Raw genomic sequence first — 17,345 nt, forward strand, 5'->3', positions numbered from 1 at the left:
ACACCCGCTGCTGCGACAGACGTTGCCCAATCGAACGGAACGGCGTCAGCGCGTTCCGACTGCCGGCTGCATCTCGCGCGCAGCCTGACGGGTAGAAAAATAGCACGGAGAATATCGCCACGTACGAGAAAGGGCGCGAACGGCGGGGCTTTATGGGGCGCTGCGGTAGTCGTTGCGCAGAGGATCGGGTGATGCTACCGGCGCGCCCGCGTAAAAAAACCGACACCAAAGACGGCTCGACAAACGCGAGGTGATTAACCAATTCGATCAATCATTACCCGGCCACGTATGATTAATATTATTTATTCGGGCCGCACCCAGGTCGTTCATCTTTAAAGCCGGATTTTATCTATGATTTGCGTTCCCAGCGCGCTGCGTGGAAAACGTTTTAAAGCATGATCGTACGTATCAATGCGCTGCAGATACCCCGCCCACCCTTGTCGGCAAAGGACTAGCGCTCAACCGCCAGTAACGGGCAAGCATGTCAGCAGTATTTTCCTGGACGCCTGATTTAGACACGAAATACTTGCTGCACTTCCCTCCGACAAAAGTACTTTGCGGCATACTGTTAATTCCGATTGAAATTTAAAAATCGCCGCATTAGGATGAGAACCCCGTCGATGCCATAAGCATTGTTCGGGCTAAAAACTTCCAAACATATTTGCTGGCTGCAAAGGCATTTGCAGATCATTGATGCTGGCAAGCGCAGGCGCTGCGCCTTTCAGGAGATACCCGTGCTGAGCCCACACGAATTTTCGACGCTCATGCTGATCAAAAACGCGACCTCCCAGTCCGATTTCGATCAGGCCGATCTGCTCGCGCTGGCCGACCGCGAGTTCATCGTCATCGACCGGCCCCAGGCCAGCGTGACGCCTCGTCTGACGGACCGCGGACACGCGCTGCTCGCGCGCCTGGGCGCTGCGCCCCAATGACGCTGCCGGGTCACGCTCAGACAGGCGACAGGCGGTCAGCGGCAACCTCTATTTGACCAGCGGGCGTCGATCTACGATCACATCGACGCGCGCCGCCCGTTTCGTGCATTCAACCTTGCGAGGCCACTCGATGCTCACCACCATCGACGAACTGACTGCTGCACAGAAAGCCGGAGTTCAAACGCTCTTCGCGATGACGAACGAGGCGGTGAGCGGCTTTGAGAAGCTCGCGCAGTTGAACCTGCGCGTCTTGCGCGACGGCACGCAGCGCGCGATGGACGCGCTCGCCAATGGCGAAGCGCCGGGCATCGCTGCCGCAAGCCGCGGCGATCTGTCGGTTATCGAACGCGCTGCGCTCTATAACCGCCAGGTGTTCGACATCTTTGCCGGTACACAGGCCGCCATCGTCCGGCATGCGACGGCGCAGTATGAAAAGCAGATCGGCACGGTGCAGGCGGAGCTGGGCGACGCCGCGCAGCGCGCGCCCGCAGGCGCCGAAGTCGCGGTGACGGCGATGAATTCGGCCATCACGGCAGCGAACGCATTTTATGAAAGTGTCTGGAAAACGGTTCAGCAGGCGGTCCAAACGGCCGAGAGCAATGTGAACGTGATGACACGCAGCGCGACGAGTGGTTCGCACGCCGCCTGAACGGGCGACGCGCGACATACAGTTGTAGGAAACCGGACGCGATCCCCGCGTCAGGCGCATTTTCAGCCCGCTTTCGAGCGGGCTTTTTTTTGGTCCCGCGTTGTGTCGCCGACGCTATTGGAAATGCGCGTTGTCGTCGCGGGGCGCGCCTTCTTCATCCGGCGACGGCTCCGGCGCAAGCGGGTCCATGTCGGGGGGAATGCCGGGCGCGGGACGCGGCTGGTCGCCTGGCTCGTCGAGCGGCTGGTTGGCGGGATCCGCGAACGGATCGACAGTTGGATCGGTTTGCATGCTTTGCTCCCTGCTTTGCTCTCAATACCTGACGGCGCTACTTGCGTGGCGCGTCCTTCGATTCGCCGGGCACGACAGGCGGCTCGAAATCCGCGTCCGTCGGCGCGCCATGCGCCGCTTTGTCCTTTCGTTTGCTTCCGTCGCCTTGATTGTCTGCGGGCAGCGGCGCTTCCGGTCCGCCCGGCTCGTCCATCGTGTTCGGTTGCTCCCTGGTCGTCTGTCCCATGTCGCGTTCCCTCCTCTCGTGTTAGCCACTTTCAACGAGCAACGCGTATTCCCACGCCTGCCCGCCGCATGACTGCAACGCGAGGCATGCAACGTGCTGATTCGCCACGGACGTCTTTACCGGGACCACCCATTCGATCACACCACCCTGCACATTTTTCTACTACGATGAAAAGACTTCATGGCCTGCTCACCTGTTGCGCGCTCACCTTGTTCGCGGGATGTACCAGCGTGGGCCCCACGCGTCTGAAAGCGGATCAGGTCGACTACGCCCGCGCGCTCGGCGAAGCAAAAAAGCGGGAGATACTCGCGGCCGTCGTTGGCCTGCGTTATGCCGATGCGCCGTCCTTCCTGACCGTCAGCCAGATCATCGCGGCCTATAACGTCGACGCGTCCGCGTCGTCGACGCTCAACGCAGGCTCGGGCAGCATGCCGAACTATGCGTTGGCCACGGGGACGATGTCGTATTCGAACCACCCGACCTTCACCTTCACGCCGACCACAGGCGAAGCGTATGCGCAGGCGTATATCCGTCCGCTAGCGCCGTCGCTGGTGCTGCCGCTCGCCGAAGGCGGCATCCCGATCGACCTGCTGTTGCGCATCTCCGCGCAATCGATAGGCGGATTGCAGAACGGCACCGCGTTGGGCGGCGACGACAGCGCGGGTTCACCGCAGTTCTTCCAGCTGATACAGGCGCTTCGGCGTCTGCAGATGGCGGGCGAGCTGAACGTCGAATCGCGAACCGAGAACAATGAGCAGCATGTGTATCTCGTGCTGGGGACGGCGACGACATCGGGCGAGGCCAATGCCGTGCCCGACCTGATGATCGTGCGCAAGCTCCTGCATCTGAAGAGCAACGCGGGCAACTTTGAAATTGTGTATGGGCAGTCGTCGCACGGCGGCGACCAGATTGCGATCCTGACGCGCTCGGTGCTCGGCATTCTCACCGACCTCGGCGCCCAGGTGCAGGTGCCTCACGACACGATCAATGACGGTTCGACCAAGCCGACCGTCACGCTCGTCGGTGGCGAAACACGGCCGACGATCGTCGTGCAAAACGGCGCCAAACCACCCGCCGATGCGTACGTCGCCGTGCGCTACGGCGCCACGACCTACTGGGTCGACCGCAACGACTTCGACTCGAAGTATGCGTTCACGGTCGTGCAGAACCTGATGGCGCTTGCGGAAGCCGACACGGCCAGCAAAGCGCCCGTCGTAACGATTCCTGCGAACTGACGCGGACGATAAAACGGGCGGGGGGCATAGTCTGCAACCCGCCCGTACTTATGTGTTCACGCAACCTTGGTTACTGACCGAAGTAAACACCCTTCGTGCCGTCATTGGAGCGCGAACCCATCGGCTGGGTTGCCATACCCGACGCGCCCGTTCCGTTCACAACGCCGCCATAGCTTTCGCCCTGGCCTTGCTGCTCGGACAGACGACGTTCCGCGGCTTGCGCGTTAGCAGGATAGTTCGTGCGGTCGCCATCGCCCGGACGATAACCCTCGCTCTCGACGTTCTTCAGGTCCTGCCTCACTTCGCCGCGCGTGGCGGGCTCGTTCGGCTGGACAGTCGTTTGTGCAAAGGCCGTGGCGGAAACACCCATGACGGCGGCAAGAATGGCAGCGTGCTTGAGCAGTTTCATGACTTCCTCCGTGAAGTAGGTAGTACACGCTTAACGGTGCAAGCGCTGTACCCGCCAACTCCATCTGAACGGTTATCACGCGAGGCCGCGTCGATTATTTCTCTAAACGTTTTCGAGCGCCTGTCATTGATGCAGCTTTTGGCGTGGGGTCGTTGCGTGCACCACAAATCAGCGCGACACCTTCGGCAGCCGTCGCTCGCAACGAGGCGCGGGAATCGCCCGCGCGCGAACGCAATGCAAGGCTATGCAGAATCGCCGATGCGACGCGCGCAAGCACGGCGGCATCCGCGTCGGCTGAAAGCTCGCCGTCTGTTTGCGCCCGCCGAATGCGTTTCTCGAATGCGCGATCGAACGATTTGAGGCCTTGCGCCAATCTGGTGCGCACGGCTTCATCGACTTTCGATTCGACCACGGCCGTGCCGATCAGAAAGCATCCGCGTGGCTCGCCGCCAGTGGGCAGATAAAGCGCGAGCGCGCTGTCGTAGACCCGCTGTAACGCCTGCGCCAATGGAATGTCGTCGCGTAACGCAACGTGCATGCCCTGCACGCCGGCTTCGACGTAACGGTCCAGCGTGTTCAGATAAAGCGCATGCTTGTCGCCGAACGCGGCGTACAGGCTGGGGCGATTCATGCCCGTCGCATCGCTCAGCGTATCGAGCGATGTGCCCGAATAGCCGCCGAGCCAGAATGCATTGGTGGCGTTGCTGAGCGCATCGTCCGCATCGTAGGCGCGCGGCCGTCCGCGTGCGCGCCTCTCATTTTTTGTACTGTTTCGCATATAAATATTGGCATCTCCGATTTTTGTCCACTATAGTACAAAAACCATCCATCGATAGGGGGGAGACGTTGCTATGGATCTATACTTTTCGCCGCTCGCGTGTTCGCTCGCCACACGCATCACGCTGTACGAAGCCGGCGCGCACGCTGGCTTTATTCAGGTAGACACGAAAACGAAGAAGCTACGCGACGGTTCCGATTTTTATCCCGTCAACGCGCTCGGCCAGGTGCCCGTGTTGCGCACCGACGAAGGCTGGCTGTTGACCGAGAACACGGCTATCCTGCCGTACGTCGCGGACCAGTTTCCGGCAGCACAACTGGCGCCTCTGCCAGGCACCGCGCAACGCGCGCAGCTTCAACAATGGCTCGGCTTTATCAGCACCGAACTGCACAAGGGCATCTTCGTGCCGCTGCTCGATCCCGCCGCGCCGCACGATTACGCGCGTCAAAAGATTGCGCGGCGGATAGACTATCTGCAGTTGCATCTGTCCGCGCACGAATACCTCGTCGAGCGCTTCACGGTTGCAGATGCCTATTTGACGACCGTGCTGAACTGGGCAAAGCATTGCGACGTCGATCTTGCGCAATGGCCCGCCGTCGACGCGTATTACCATCGCATCGTGCAGCGTCCGCATGTGGCAAAAGCACTGGCCGAAGAGATTGCGTTGTATCGTGAAGAACAGGCGCTTCAATAACGGATCACGCGAGGTTTGCCGATGAAGGTCAACCGTATCGTCTCGAACATCGAAGTGCAGGACGCGGCGCAAGCACAGCATTTCTATCGGGACATTCTCGGCCTCGACCTGCTAATGGATCACGGCTGGATTCGCACCTACGGTTCGGACCAGCCAATGACGGTGCAAATCAGTTTCGCGCAGCAAGGCGGCTCGGGCACGCCGGTGCCTGACCTGTCGATCGAAGTCGACGACGTGGACGCCGCCTGTGAAGCGATGCAAGCCGCAGGCTTTGCGATCGAATACGGCCCCGTCGACGAACCGTGGGGCGTGCGGCGCTTTTATGTGCGCGATCCGTTCGGCAAACTCGTCAACATTCTCGCGCACCGCTAGCACGCGGGTCACGGCGAAGAACAGCCGCACATTGCCATCGAACGGACACACCGCTGCGCGCGTAATCGCTTTACTATTGACGCGCGCAGTGTGCGCTGCCTACCGGGAGAACGTCCATGGACCTGGATTCGATCCGCAAGAACGCTTTTGCGATGCCCGTACACAATCCCGCTTTTCCGCGTCCGCCGTTTCGTTTTGTGAATCGCGAGTACTTCATTATTTCCTACGAATCCGATCCTGATGCGATCGCCGCTGCCGTGCCGGCGCCGCTCAAGCCGGAGAACGCGCTGGTGCATTACGAGTTCATTCGCATGCCCGATTCGTCGGGGTTCGGCGACTACACCGAAAGCGGCCAGGTCATTTCCGTGCGCGACGCGGACGGCCGGCTCGGCAACTATACGCATTCGATGTATCTGGACGACGAAGGCCCGATTGCGGCGGGCCGCGAAATCTGGGGCTTCCCGAAGAAACTCGCACGTCCGCATATCAGCGTGGACGGCAACGACACGTTGCTCGGCACGCTCGATTACGGCACCCAACGCATCGCGACGGGCACGATGGGCTACAAGCACTGGACGCTCGACGTGGAAACCGAGCGCGCAAAACTCGCCGACACGCCGAACTATCTGTTGAAGGTGATCCCGCACGTGGACGGGACCGCGCGCGTGTGCGAACTGGTACGCTTTTTCTTGCGCGACGTGACGGTGCTCGGCGCGTGGGCGGGACCGGCCGCGCTCGAGTTGCGGCACCATGCCCTCGCGCCCGTCGCGGATCTGCCCGTGCGGCGCGTGGTCGGCGCGCGCCAGGTCGTCGCCAATCTCACGCTCGATATCGGTGAAGTTGCCTTCGACTATCTCGCGAACGCCGGGTAGCAAGGTGGCAAACGGCGCGTGCACGGCACGCGCCTTTCGCTTCGCTATTCGCTATTTGCTTTCGATCAGCTTGACGAGCGTATGCAACAGGCGATTCGACGGCGTCGCCACGCCGAGCGCGTCGCCGCGCCGCACGATCAGCCCATTCAGGTGATCGATCTCGCTGCGCTTGCCGCGCGACAGATCTTGCGCCGTCGATGAATACTGCCCCGGCATCGTCTCGGCGATCATGCGCACGGCCTTGTCGACGTCACCCGGAATCGTGACGCCATCGGCCTTCGCGACCGCGAGACACTCGTCGACGATATCGCGCATCACGGTAGTCACGCCCTCGCCCTTCACGAGCCGGCCATAAGGCAACTGCGTAATCGCCGACAACGCGTTATACGCGCAGTTGAGGATCAGCTTCGCCCACAAGGCGCCGCGGACGTTATCGGAGATTTCAGTGGGCACGCCTGCCGCGATCAGCGCCTGCGCGACGTCCGCGCTCGCGCTGGACGGCTCGATCACCAGTTCGCCGCGCCCATGGTGGCGCACGTGCCCCGGCCCGGCCATTTCCGTCGCGACATAGACGACGGCGGCCGCCACCGGCTGCGTAATGACCTTGCGCACTTCATCCGCGTTTTCGACGCCGTTCTGCAGCGACAGCACGAGCGTATCGGGCGCGAGAAACGGCTTGATTTCCAGCGCCGCACTTTGCGTATCCGTCGATTTCACGCAGAACAGCACGAGCTTCGCGCCCTGCACCGCACTCGCCTGCATGCTCGCGGTGAGGGGGATGTGCTCGTCGAACGATTGCGCTTCGAGGTGCAGGCCGTTCCGCCCGATCGCCTCGACGTGTTGCGGGCGTCCGATCAATACCACTTCATGTCCCGCGCGCGCCAGCATGCCGCCGTAGTAGCAGCCCACCGCGCCCGCGCCCATAACCGCGACTTTCATAGGCAACGCTCTTGTATCTGGAATTGAAGCCTCAAAAGTTACCACAGCGGGCATGCGGATGCGTTGAAGGCAACGCGGGCATTCTTCAGCCGCGCGTTCGCACGGCGAGCAGCGCATCGGCGAATGCGGCAGGCGCCTCTTGCGGCAGATTGTGTCCCGCGTCGTCGATCACGCGGTGCTCGTATGGCCCCGTGAAATGCGGCGCATGATGCGCGGTCCCGCCGATTCCCATCACGCCGTCGGTGCTGCCGTCGAGCGAGATCGTCGGCACGGAGATGGGCGGCTGCGCGGCGAGTTGCCGTTCCATTGCGTCATAGCGCGGATCGCCGGCCACTAGTGCATAGCGGTGCCGGTACGAGTGAATCACGACATCGACGAAATCCGGGTGATCGAACGATGACGCTGTGCGCGCGTAGCACGCGTCGTCGAAACGCCAGCTCGGCGACCACAGCGTCCAGAGCAGACGGCACAGCGCGCGGCGATTTTCAGTGAGGCCGGCGCGTCCGCGCTCGCCGTGAAAATAGTATTGATACCAGTGGCGCAGTTCGTTTTCCGGCAACGCAGGTTTGCCCGACGCCGCGATGTCCTGGATGTTGTAGCCATTGACCGTGACGAGGCCCTGCACGCGCTGCGGGTAAAGCGCGGCGACGATACACGCCGCGCGCCCGCCCCAGTCATAGCCGCCCAGCAACGCCCGTTCGATCTGCAACGCGTCGAGCAGCGCGAGCAGATCGGCACCGAGCGCTGCCTGCTGACCCGAGCGCGGCGTGTCGGCGGAAAGAAAGCGTGTCGGCCCGTAGCCTCGCAGATACGGCACGATCACGCGCGCGCCCTGCGCGGCGAGCAGCGGCGCGACTTCGTCGTAGGCGCGTATGTCGTAGGGAAAACCGTGCAGCAGCACGACGGGCCAACCTTCGAAGTGGCCCGACTCCTCATAGGCGATATCCAGCAGTTCGGTGCTCACGTGCTTCGGCATGACCGGCGGCTCCTTTTCAGGCGATCGACAGACGACGTTCGGGGCGCAGCGAGCGTGTATGGTAGCGCCGTCGTGGGAATCGCGCTGCCCGCTGGCCTCGCGCAAAAGAAAGTCGTTTTACAGCAAACCGATGTCGTATTCTTGCCATGCCAGCCGTTCGGCGGCCCGCTACATTCGACCAGACGAAGCCCGTAAACCGTCGCCATCCGGGTGCCGCGAGAGACGAACCAGACCGAGCAAGCATGAAACAGGCACACGATCCGGCGACCCAGCCGTGCGGCGCATTCCCTCTGCACACCTCGCAGCCCCTCGCCGATTTCGTCGACAGCGGCCCGGCTCTGGGCGCCCCTGTCGCACCCGTGTCCGCGCCGCCTCCCGCTGGCAGCCTGCGCGCCACGGCGATCCTGCTGCTCGGCTACGCGATTCTCATCACGGGCAACGGCCTGCTCGGCACGCTGATCTCGCTGCGGCTCATCCAGCAGCAGGCGCCGTCGATCGTCGTCGGCATCGTGCAGTCCGCGTATTACGTCGGCTTCATGATGGGCGCCCTGTACGGAGGCTCGCTGATCGGGCGCGTCGGCCATCACCGCGCTTTCGTTACCTTCGCGGCGGCATCCGCCTGTTGCGCGCTCGGCTACGCGGTGTGGGAAGCGGACGCTGTGTGGGTGGCGCTGCGCTTCATCACGGGCTTTTGCCTCGTCGGTATTTTCACGGTGGTCGAAAGCTGGCTGCATCAGGTCGCGAGCAATGCGCAGCGGGGACGCGTGTTCTCGGCGTATCTGATCACGAACTATCTCGGCGTCGGCATCGGCCAGTTTCTGATCGGCCTCGCTGACCCGGCGGGCTTCGAACTGTTCAGCGCCGTCGCCGCGCTGTTCACCGCGTCGCTGATTCCCGTTGCGCTGGCGGGCACGGCGCCCGGCCCGATCGCCGCGCACGACACCCATGCGAGCGCTTCCTGCGGCGCGCGGCTCGCGCGCGGCCTGTCGGGCTTGCAGACTATCTACCGTTGGGCGCCGCTCGGCGTCGTCGCATGCCTCGCGGCGGGACTGCTCAACAGCGCGTTCTACACGATGCAGCCGGTGTTCATGCGGCGCGTCGGCTATTCGGTGCCGGACGTGTCGCACTTCATGGGCTTCGCGCTGCTCGCGGCGCTCGTGCCGCAATGGCCCGTCGCCAGGCTTGCCGATCTGTTCGACCGGCGCAAGGTGCTGCTGTGCCTCGCGGCGCTCGCCGGATCGCTGAGCGTGTTGCTGTTCATGCTGCACGATGGCGTGCTGATCGAAGCGCTCGGCTATCTGTATGTCGCCGTCGCGTTCTCGATGTATGGCGTCGTCACGTCCTATGTGAACGACTGCGTGCCCGCCGACGAACGCATCGCCGTCAGCGCCGGTCTGCTGCTGATCTTTTCGCTCGGCGCGAGCGGCGGCCCGACGCTCGCGTCGGCGATGATGGCGCTCGCCGGGCCCGCCGGTCTCTATCTGTTCACGGCGCTCGTCATGGGCGTGCTCGCGCTGCTGACATTACGCAATCTGCGCACGACGGCGCTTGCACGGCGCGTCGCGGATGCGCGCTAGTCCGGCCCGCACCGTGGCCTTAAAACTCCGCCGATCCCACCTGATCCGCCAACGCAAGCAGATCCGACACATGCCGCGCGATGCACGCGTCGTACAGCACCGCGTCGCTTGAAAAGGTCCCCCGCGCATGCGGTGCTTCACGTGCGCGATGCACGGCCTGCATGAGCACGCGGCGCAAGCTGTCGACATCGTTCGGCGCGAACACGAGCTTCGCCTGCGGCGCGATCACATCGTGGCAGCCGATATTCGACGACAGGATCACGGGCGTGCCGCACATCGCCGATTCCACACCGACGAGGCCAAACGGTTCATAGCTCGACGCGAGGATCGTATAGTCGGCCGCGCGGTAGCCGTCTTCGATCGCGTTCACGTAGCCGATATAGCGCAGCCGCTGCGACGTGCGTTCGGGCGGACGCCCCGCCACCGCGACGACGACGGGCAGATCGAGATCGCGCAATGCGGCTTCGATCAGCGGCAGTCCCTTGCGCTCGTGACTGCTCGACGGAAACAGCAGCACGATTTCGTCGTCAGCGAAACCGAGACGCTTGCGCAATGCGCGCCGCTCATCGTCGGCGACGGGCGAGAAGCGGCCGTTGTCGACAGGCGGATACAGCACGCGGATCTTGGCGTCGTCGACGCCGTACAGCAGCCGCAATTCATCGCGCATCTGCGGCGAATGCGCGACGACGAAGCGCGCGCGCCGATATTGACGGCGCTCCAGCGCGATCTGCCGGCGATCGAAAAACGATGGCGTGCGTCCCGTCGCGCTCAGAAAGCCCAGATGCGTGCCGCCGCAAATCGCGATCTCCGAAGCCTCGACGCGATTGCAGCCGATCAGCACATCCACTTTCGCATCGCGCCGCATCGCGCTCAGGCGCCGCGAAAACCATTCGTCCCGCCACTTCCCGGGCAGGAACGACACGTTGATCCGGTGCGGCTCGACGAGGCGACTTTCCGGCAGCTTCGGATCGAACGCGCGGCCGAACACGGCCAGCTTGATCCCAGCCGCCACGAGTCCCCGTGTCACCTCGATCGCATAGCGTTCGAGGCCCCCGCTGTACTTCAGTGCATTGCACGACAATCCGATTTTCATGCTTTTGTTCGATTACCAAACGGCACTGGCAAGTCATCGCGCTTCCGATGTCAGGACACATCGCGCGTTCTTTAGCCCTGCTCCGCCAATTGCCTGAACACAGCGACAACGCGTCGACACGTCAGCGCCTCGCGCCAGAACTTTTCCTTCAGCCGCGACGTCGGCAGCCATTGCCACGGCAATACGACGCGCACGGTGCCCCACGCCGGCCGCCAGCGCTCGGCCACGGCTCTGCGGCGAAACAGGCTGATGGTCGGAACGGACAGGTTCGATGCCAGATGGCCGATGCCTGAATCGTTGCCAATGAACCAGCCAGATTCGTAAACCCAGCACGCGAGCGCATGCAGATCGTCGAATGCGGGCGCGGCGATGCCGAGTGTTTCGAGTTCGGACCAGCGTGCGCGCTCGCTGGGCGCGATCACGAAGCACACTTCGTAGCCGAGCGCCTGCAGGCGCCTCGCCAGCGCGATGAAACGCGCGCGCGACCAGCGTTTGTCGTCGGTGCTGGCTTCGGGATGAATCACGACGCGATGCCGATACCGCCGATGCTTTAACGTCGCGGGCGCCGTGATGCCGTTCTCGGTCGTGCCGGTGACGATCCCGAAGCGCGTACGGCAAAACTGCACGAACCGTTCCGCCATGCAGCCGTGCGCATCGGCATACTCGATATCGTGCAGATCGATCACATGAGGATGCGCGCCCGCGAGTTGCGCAAACGGCTGATGCCGATGCATCTGCAAGACGGCGTCGAATGGTTCGAGGCGTGCTGCGCAATCCGCCTCGCGTGGCAGCGGGTGAATCTCGACATGAGGAAACCAGTGCCGCAGCGCGTAAATCGGCGTGCCGAACACGCAGACGTCGATACCGCTCGCGCGCAGGTTCTGCACGATCACCATCGACACCAGCGAATCGCCGATCGCATTCGACATCACGAATGCGACTCGCCTGATCGAAGCGAGGCGCACGCTCTTGGGCAACGTCGCGTCCACGTCAGGCCGCCTCGCGCTGCAGTTGGTCAAATGCGCGCAACACCTGCTTCACCGACAGCGCGTACTTCCAGCAGCGCTCCTTGAGGCGGCCCGTCGGCAGCCATGCGCCGCCCACCAGCACTGTGCCCGCGCCCCAGCCCGGACGCCATGTGCGCGCGATGCCTTTGCGCATGAAGAGCGACAGCGTCGGCACCTGAAGACACGACGCAAGATGACCGATGCCCGAATCGTTGCCGATGAACCAGCCGCATTCCACGAGCCACGCGGCGACGTTATCGAGGGATCCGAGGCGCGGCAAACCGATGCCGTGCCGTTGCACATGTTCCCAATCGGCGCGCTCGTCGTCGGTGACGATGAAATGCGGCTCGAAGCCCTTCGCTTTCAGTGCCAGCGCCAGGCGCACGAAGCGCGGCGCGAGCCAGCGCTTGTCGGGCGTGCTGGCCGTCGGATGGATTGCCACCCGCAAACGGTGCTTGCGATGAATCAGCCCTGCTGGAACCGCGAGGCCATTGCTCGTGTCCGCGTGATGCAGGCGCAGCGACTCACGGCAAAACTGCGCGAGGCGTCCCGCCATCGATTCCGTCGACGGTGCGCGGCACAGATGCTCCAGCACGAGTGCATCGGGATGGCGCTGTGCGAGGCGCGACACAGGACGATCGGCGTGAAGCTGGATGACGGAATCGAACGGGCGTAGCAGCGCGTCGGCATCGTCTTCGCGCAAGGCGGGCTGGATATCGATGCCGGGAAACCAGTCGCGCAACGCACGCATTTGCTGGCTGAACACGGTGACCGTCTTGCCGCTCAATTGCAGATTGCGCGCGACGGTCATCAGCAGCAGCGAGTCGCCCAACGCCGGCGACGTCGTCACCGCTACGTTCAAAGCCGAATCGTTGGCGTGCTGCATGGTTGTTGCTCTCAATGAATGACGTGGATCTGGCGTCGCGCGTCGACGCATACGATCGCAGCGCATTATAGGTTTGGGCCTGTCACACAGGATTTGTGTAATCTTTCCGACTATTACGCGGGAAGCATCGCGTGTCGCAAGCGCCTGTGTGGCGTGCAATCGAATCACGCGGGGCCCGCACATGCCTTACGCGATAAAGAATCTGAAAGCCTGAGCGGCGTGTGCAAACGGCGTGCATGTTCAGCCCGTCCGCTTTGCATCGCCGTTGTAGTAGCCCAGGTCCGTTTCCGACAGAAGACGCTTCATGTGCGGTCCGTGCGTGCGCAGGTTGGCGGCTTGCAGCCATTCCTTTTTGCCAAGCAAGCGGTCGAGCGCATCGTGACGGGGCGCGTCAGCCGCACTCGGCCAGTGATGACAGACGAGACTCAATGGCTCGCAAACATCCCTGAAATCGGGGTGCACGGGTTCGCGTTCAGCCATGCCGAGCACGGCGCGTCGCCCGAAGCGTCGGATCACGCCTTCGTAAAGCCTCTTTTCGAGGACGTCTTTATCGCCGGGATGCAATGAACGGATGACGTCGAGCATCGCGGGCGTGCTCTTGGCGATGAAAAACTGGGTCGACAGGGATTTGCGATCACGTATGCCGTAACGCGATCCGTACCGCCTCGACCACAACGCGAGGCGTGCGCGCAGCCTTCTTCGTATGTCATCCGAACGGCTCCATTCAGGCACGCGATCGGTGCTCCATGACGATGCCGCCACAAGCGCATGCGGCGATTTTTCGAGCTTCTCCAGATAACGCACGATCACGCTCTGATCGAAGATCCACGTGTCGGCTTCGAGATGAATGACGTAATCCGCTTTCAGCTTCGTGACGGCCGCTTCGATCGACGCCACGAGCAGATCGTGCGCACCGCGTGTCAATGGCTTCGGCTCGCGCATGACCAGAATGTCTTCGATATAGCGCGTATAGCTCGAATCCGCGCACGCGTGCACGACTGGCCACTTGCGCGGCCAGTTCAGCTTGATGATCTCCATCGAAATACGCGCGCAATCCGTGCGATTGAACGAGGTCAGGCAAACGACGACTTGCATGGTGGAATGGCGTCTTCACGAAGCGTCACATACTGCATCAAATTCGAATGGAATTTCGCGCCTGTTCATCGCGCGCTTCTTACACAATATTTCCCTTCCTGCGCGCCGTCATTGATATTCGCTAAAGCGCGATACAGGTTCTTCCTCGGCAGGCGCGGATGAATAGCCGGGCACGTCCGCCTTGAACTGGTCGAGCAGACCGCGATCGGTCCGCGACAGGCCCTTCAACTGAAGCTGCATCAGCACGCGTGTACCCGTGCTCGGCGACGACGTGCTGCTCGTTGCGTTCGTGTACTTTTCCAGCGCGAGCGCGAGAGACCAGCATTGCGCGTCGTATTGAAGCCCCAGAAGGCCCGCGATCAGACGGTGCGTGCTCATGTCGTAATTGACGCGCGCGACGCTCGCCAGGTTCTTTGCGAGCGGCCACTGCCCCGACACGATGAACTGGTTCACGGGCTGAAAGTCCAGCGTCGTGTTGGCGCGCGTGTACCGGTACGCGACATTGAGCACATGCGCCGCCGCCGGCGACCACGCAAGGCCGACGGATCCTTGCGTCAGATAGTTGTTCGCCTGGCTGTACTGCAACGCGTCCTCGACATTGATGCCCGCGCCAATCTTGATCGAACTGCCGACAATCAGGCTCGTTCGTGCGACGTTCGCCGTGTCTTCCGTGTCGTACAGCGTCACGCGCGGTTGGCGAAAATCATAACGCTGCGCGAGCACGAAGCGCGCGCGTTCGTCGCCCGTCGCGGCGTCGATCAGGCGCGAGGTCAGCGCGGCCGTCAAACGGCTTTCGTCGGATACGCGATCATTGCCGGCAAATGCGTTATCGCTGAAGAGTTCGCCTAGTCCGAAGTCAGCTTCCGTCGTGTCGAAGAGCGGCACGTAGGTCTGATTGCGATAAGGCGTATAGACGTAGAAGAGCCGTGGCTCCAGCGTCTGGATATACGAGCTTCCCCAGATGCGCACGGCGCGCTCGAACGTCATGCCCGAGTCGAGACTCAAGGTCGGAATATTCACGTTCACAGTGCGCGGCTGCCCTGCGGGCGCGTCCGACGCAATCGAAGTCAGATCGTAAGACGCGAAATGCCATTTGATCTTTGGCGTGAAAAACCACCCGGGCCGCACGATCGGATAGCTGACGAAAGGATTGAACACGAAACGCGTGCCTTGCGTCGCATCGTCCGATGCAAGCGTGAAGCGCGTCGCGTCCGCTTCGAAACCATAGTCGAAGCCGCCGACGTCGTAACGGTTGTAGCGCACGTTGAGCTGTGGCTCGCGGTTGTAGGTCGTATCGCTGGAAAACGATTGCCAGTGCTGCTCGCGTGCGAGCACCGACCACGGTCCGCTGTTGTAGGTGAGGCCGGCTTCCTGCTGATACAGCGTGGTCGAACTGGTCGGAAACGCGCTGCCCGAGCCGAGATCGGTCGACACATTTGCATCCGACACGCGGTTGTAATTGACGTACGCGCCGAAGCCCGAGCCGATAGTCCACACGTGATCCAGATCGATCGAATAGCGGCGCTCGTGTGTCGTCATGTCGTTGGGCAGCCATGCAATTGAAAGCGAACCGGACGATGCACTCGTCAGATACCGATAGTCCGCGCTCAGCATTTCGCCGCGCTTCGACATGTAGCGCGGCGCAATGGTCAGGTCGTAGTTCGGCGCGATGTTGAAGTAGTAAGGGACAGTGATGTCCACGCCGTTCTTCGAACTCATCGACCACGTCGGCGACAGCAGACCACTGCGGCGCGCGCCGTCGAGCGGAAAGGACAACCACGGGCTCGCGAGCAATGGAATGTTCTGAAAGAACAGCACGCCATTGCGGGCGACGCCTTCGTCGGCGCCACGGTCCATCGTGAATTGAGACGCTCGGATATACCACGCGGGATTCGTCTCGCACGCACAGGTGCTGTATGTGCCGTCTTCGATCTTCGAACGCTCGTTGTCGACGAGATCGGCACGTTTGCCGCTGCCCCATCCGCCGTTCAGATAGAAGTGGTATCTGGGCTGCGCAATGAAGCCTTCGCTCGCGTTCACGCGCAACTGGCTGAACGGTCCATCGAATACGTCGCCCTTCGAAACAATGCGGACGCGTCCATACGCATCGCCCATATCGCGATCGGCGTCGTAGTGCAGCGCATCGCCTTTCACGACGAAACCATAGCGGCGCAGTTCGGCGGCTCCCTTTAGCGACACGTCGGTATCGACAGTACCTGTGATGGAATTGCCCAATGCGATCGTTGCCGGTTTCGCATTGGGCGGGTTGGGCGTTTCGCTGAGTTGCGGCGCGACCCGCAAGCTCCACGCGTCGGAAAGACGTTCGGCACTCGCCGCGTCGCCTGCGAGTTGCGCGTGAACCTGCATCGGCGCAAGCAGGCAAAGCACCCATGCGGCAATAGGCCTGATAGCGAGGCCCTGGACTTCTCGGCGGAATATCAAAGCGGAATCGTGGCGTCTGATTGACGGGCGGACGCCGGCCCGAATGAAGATGCGTCCCGAGCGTCTTACTGCAACGTCACGGCATCGCTCGTGACCTGAGCAATGGCGGCGCCAGCGGACGCAGCGACGCCGCTCAGCGCTTCGATCAGCGGCGCAATCTGCTCGCACGGCAACGAAAACGAAATGCCCATGTTGCCCGCCAGCCTGAAGCGAATGACGGCCGTCTGCGTGCCGTTCAGGCGCCCGAGCTCCCAGCCGTAGCTCTGAAACGCAAAGGCCATGTGCTCGTTCTGGTTGATGATCCTGTCCGAATGCTCGATCGCGTTCGGCAATGCAACCAGCAACTGGTCGAGCACGGAACGATGGATCGCTGTCGTCGCCTGATTGCCGTGCAGCAGCAGATAGAGACCGTCCTCCGTCATCTGCAGATCGGCAATCGAATCGACGACCTGTGTCTCGCGCTCAGACATGGCGCACCTCGCTCGCGCCTCGTTGCGCGTCGGCGTCAGGCTCGCGATGCGTGCGCGTGTCTTCGACCCACGGTTCATAAGAAGACGCCCGGGCCATCCAGGCGGAAAAAAGCGGCGCGGAGCTGGCGCGTAACACAGCAACCAGTACGACGGGATCGATATGTTCGAGCATGGCGAGGAACCAGAGGTGGATGGAGTCGGCACGATACCGCCACCTTCGCTCCCATCGCGTTACCACGACCCTACCGATTCTTAGCTGCATCTTTCCGCCTTTGCACGATATCGCCCGTGCAGCGCGCGCCGCTATTCACCGCTGCGCTATTCCTTACCCCACGCAACAAATAAACAGAAAGTTTGGCGTAACCCTGCGCAAGAAGCCCATTCCTATACTCGCGGCTTTCC

Annotated in this window: 20 protein-coding genes; 7 read left to right on the forward strand and 13 right to left on the reverse strand. The window is 62.3% G+C overall.

The features are described from left to right. The first annotated feature begins 680 nt into the window (after positions 1-680). Both PPGU16_RS22810 and PPGU16_RS22815 read left to right on the forward strand, forming a co-directional pair. The gene (locus PPGU16_RS22810; protein ID WP_243460604.1) at positions 681-932 is read left to right on the forward strand and encodes a hypothetical protein; all 252 of its coding nucleotides are present in this window, start codon (positions 681-683) and stop codon (positions 930-932) included. A gap of 130 nt (positions 933-1,062) precedes the next feature. Then, positions 1,063-1,581, forward strand: coding sequence for a phasin family protein (locus PPGU16_RS22815; RefSeq protein WP_180722688.1), 519 nt, complete (start codon positions 1,063-1,065; stop codon positions 1,579-1,581). 114 nt (positions 1,582-1,695) lie between these two features. Here the strand turns inward: PPGU16_RS22815 and PPGU16_RS22820 are convergent, their stop codons facing one another. Both PPGU16_RS22820 and PPGU16_RS22825 read right to left on the reverse strand, forming a co-directional pair. After that, entirely contained in the window at positions 1,696-1,872 is a 177-nt protein-coding gene (locus tag PPGU16_RS22820; protein WP_180722689.1) for a hypothetical protein, read from the reverse strand. 37 nt (positions 1,873-1,909) lie between these two features. Next, complete coding sequence (locus tag PPGU16_RS22825) at positions 1,910-2,098, reverse strand: hypothetical protein (RefSeq protein ID WP_180722690.1); 189 nt, start codon at positions 2,096-2,098, stop codon at positions 1,910-1,912. A 167-nt stretch (positions 2,099-2,265) separates the two neighbouring features. Here PPGU16_RS22825 and PPGU16_RS22830 point away from each other — a divergent pair, with 167 nt between their 5' ends. Further along, positions 2,266-3,333, forward strand: a complete 1,068-nt coding sequence (locus PPGU16_RS22830; RefSeq protein ID WP_180722691.1) for a hypothetical protein — start codon at positions 2,266-2,268, stop codon at positions 3,331-3,333. A gap of 70 nt (positions 3,334-3,403) precedes the next feature. On the opposite strand, the gene PPGU16_RS22835 is transcribed toward PPGU16_RS22830, so the two are convergent. Together PPGU16_RS22835 and PPGU16_RS22840 are read right to left on the reverse strand one after the other, a co-directional pair. Continuing rightward, entirely contained in the window at positions 3,404-3,742 is a 339-nt protein-coding gene (locus tag PPGU16_RS22835) for a DUF4148 domain-containing protein (protein ID WP_180722692.1), read from the reverse strand. A 94-nt stretch (positions 3,743-3,836) separates the two neighbouring features. After that, positions 3,837-4,520 (reverse strand): TetR/AcrR family transcriptional regulator, encoded by a 684-nt coding sequence (locus tag PPGU16_RS22840; protein ID WP_180722693.1) that lies wholly within the window; start codon positions 4,518-4,520, stop codon positions 3,837-3,839. Between the two features lie 73 nt (positions 4,521-4,593). On the opposite strand from PPGU16_RS22840, the gene PPGU16_RS22845 reads away from it, so the two are divergent. The 3 genes from PPGU16_RS22845 to PPGU16_RS22855 all read left to right on the forward strand — a co-directional run bounded on the left by PPGU16_RS22845 (position 4,594) and on the right by PPGU16_RS22855 (position 6,458). After that, positions 4,594-5,214, forward strand: a complete 621-nt coding sequence (locus tag PPGU16_RS22845; protein WP_180722694.1) for a glutathione binding-like protein — start codon at positions 4,594-4,596, stop codon at positions 5,212-5,214. 21 nt (positions 5,215-5,235) lie between these two features. Beyond that, the gene (locus PPGU16_RS22850) at positions 5,236-5,586 is read left to right on the forward strand and encodes a VOC family protein (RefSeq protein ID WP_180722695.1); all 351 of its coding nucleotides are present in this window, start codon (positions 5,236-5,238) and stop codon (positions 5,584-5,586) included. A 116-nt stretch (positions 5,587-5,702) separates the two neighbouring features. Beyond that, positions 5,703-6,458, forward strand: a complete 756-nt coding sequence (locus PPGU16_RS22855; protein ID WP_180722696.1) for an acetoacetate decarboxylase — start codon at positions 5,703-5,705, stop codon at positions 6,456-6,458. Between the two features lie 51 nt (positions 6,459-6,509). Here PPGU16_RS22855 and PPGU16_RS22860 read toward each other — a convergent pair whose 3' ends face one another. Next, complete coding sequence (locus PPGU16_RS22860; protein ID WP_180722697.1) at positions 6,510-7,397, reverse strand: ketopantoate reductase family protein; 888 nt, start codon at positions 7,395-7,397, stop codon at positions 6,510-6,512. A gap of 85 nt (positions 7,398-7,482) precedes the next feature. Then, positions 7,483-8,373, reverse strand: a complete 891-nt coding sequence (locus PPGU16_RS22865; RefSeq protein ID WP_180722698.1) for an alpha/beta fold hydrolase — start codon at positions 8,371-8,373, stop codon at positions 7,483-7,485. A 242-nt stretch (positions 8,374-8,615) separates the two neighbouring features. Here PPGU16_RS22865 and PPGU16_RS22870 point away from each other — a divergent pair, with 242 nt between their 5' ends. Continuing rightward, a complete protein-coding gene (locus PPGU16_RS22870) occupies positions 8,616-9,950 on the forward strand; it encodes an MFS transporter (RefSeq protein WP_180722699.1) in 1,335 nt (444 codons plus the stop codon). 19 nt (positions 9,951-9,969) lie between these two features. On the opposite strand, the gene PPGU16_RS22875 is transcribed toward PPGU16_RS22870, so the two are convergent. The 7 genes from PPGU16_RS22875 to PPGU16_RS22905 form a co-directional block, all read right to left on the reverse strand. Beyond that, on the reverse strand, positions 9,970-11,043 hold the full coding sequence (locus PPGU16_RS22875; RefSeq protein WP_180722700.1) for a glycosyltransferase: 1,074 nt from the start codon (positions 11,041-11,043) through the stop codon (positions 9,970-9,972). A 71-nt stretch (positions 11,044-11,114) separates the two neighbouring features. After that, complete coding sequence (locus PPGU16_RS22880; RefSeq protein WP_180722701.1) at positions 11,115-12,032, reverse strand: glycosyltransferase family 9 protein; 918 nt, start codon at positions 12,030-12,032, stop codon at positions 11,115-11,117. 1 nt (position 12,033) lies between these two features. After that, complete coding sequence (locus tag PPGU16_RS22885; protein WP_180722702.1) at positions 12,034-12,936, reverse strand: glycosyltransferase family 9 protein; 903 nt, start codon at positions 12,934-12,936, stop codon at positions 12,034-12,036. A 240-nt stretch (positions 12,937-13,176) separates the two neighbouring features. Then, the gene (locus tag PPGU16_RS22890; protein WP_180722703.1) at positions 13,177-14,031 is read right to left on the reverse strand and encodes a hypothetical protein; all 855 of its coding nucleotides are present in this window, start codon (positions 14,029-14,031) and stop codon (positions 13,177-13,179) included. 108 nt (positions 14,032-14,139) lie between these two features. Then, positions 14,140-16,398, reverse strand: coding sequence for an LPS-assembly protein LptD (locus tag PPGU16_RS22895; protein WP_180725186.1), 2,259 nt, complete (start codon positions 16,396-16,398; stop codon positions 14,140-14,142). Positions 16,399-16,538: 140 nt separating this feature from the next. Continuing rightward, entirely contained in the window at positions 16,539-16,943 is a 405-nt protein-coding gene (locus PPGU16_RS22900) for a hypothetical protein (protein WP_180722704.1), read from the reverse strand. Further along, positions 16,936-17,115, reverse strand: coding sequence for a hypothetical protein (locus PPGU16_RS22905; protein ID WP_180722705.1), 180 nt, complete (start codon positions 17,113-17,115; stop codon positions 16,936-16,938). The genes PPGU16_RS22900 and PPGU16_RS22905 overlap by 8 nt, the downstream gene beginning before the upstream one ends. Between the last annotated feature and the right edge of the window lie 230 nt (positions 17,116-17,345).

Origin of the sequence: Paraburkholderia largidicola, assembly GCF_013426895.1 — a bacterium.
Lineage (GTDB): Bacteria > Pseudomonadota > Gammaproteobacteria > Burkholderiales > Burkholderiaceae > Paraburkholderia > Paraburkholderia largidicola.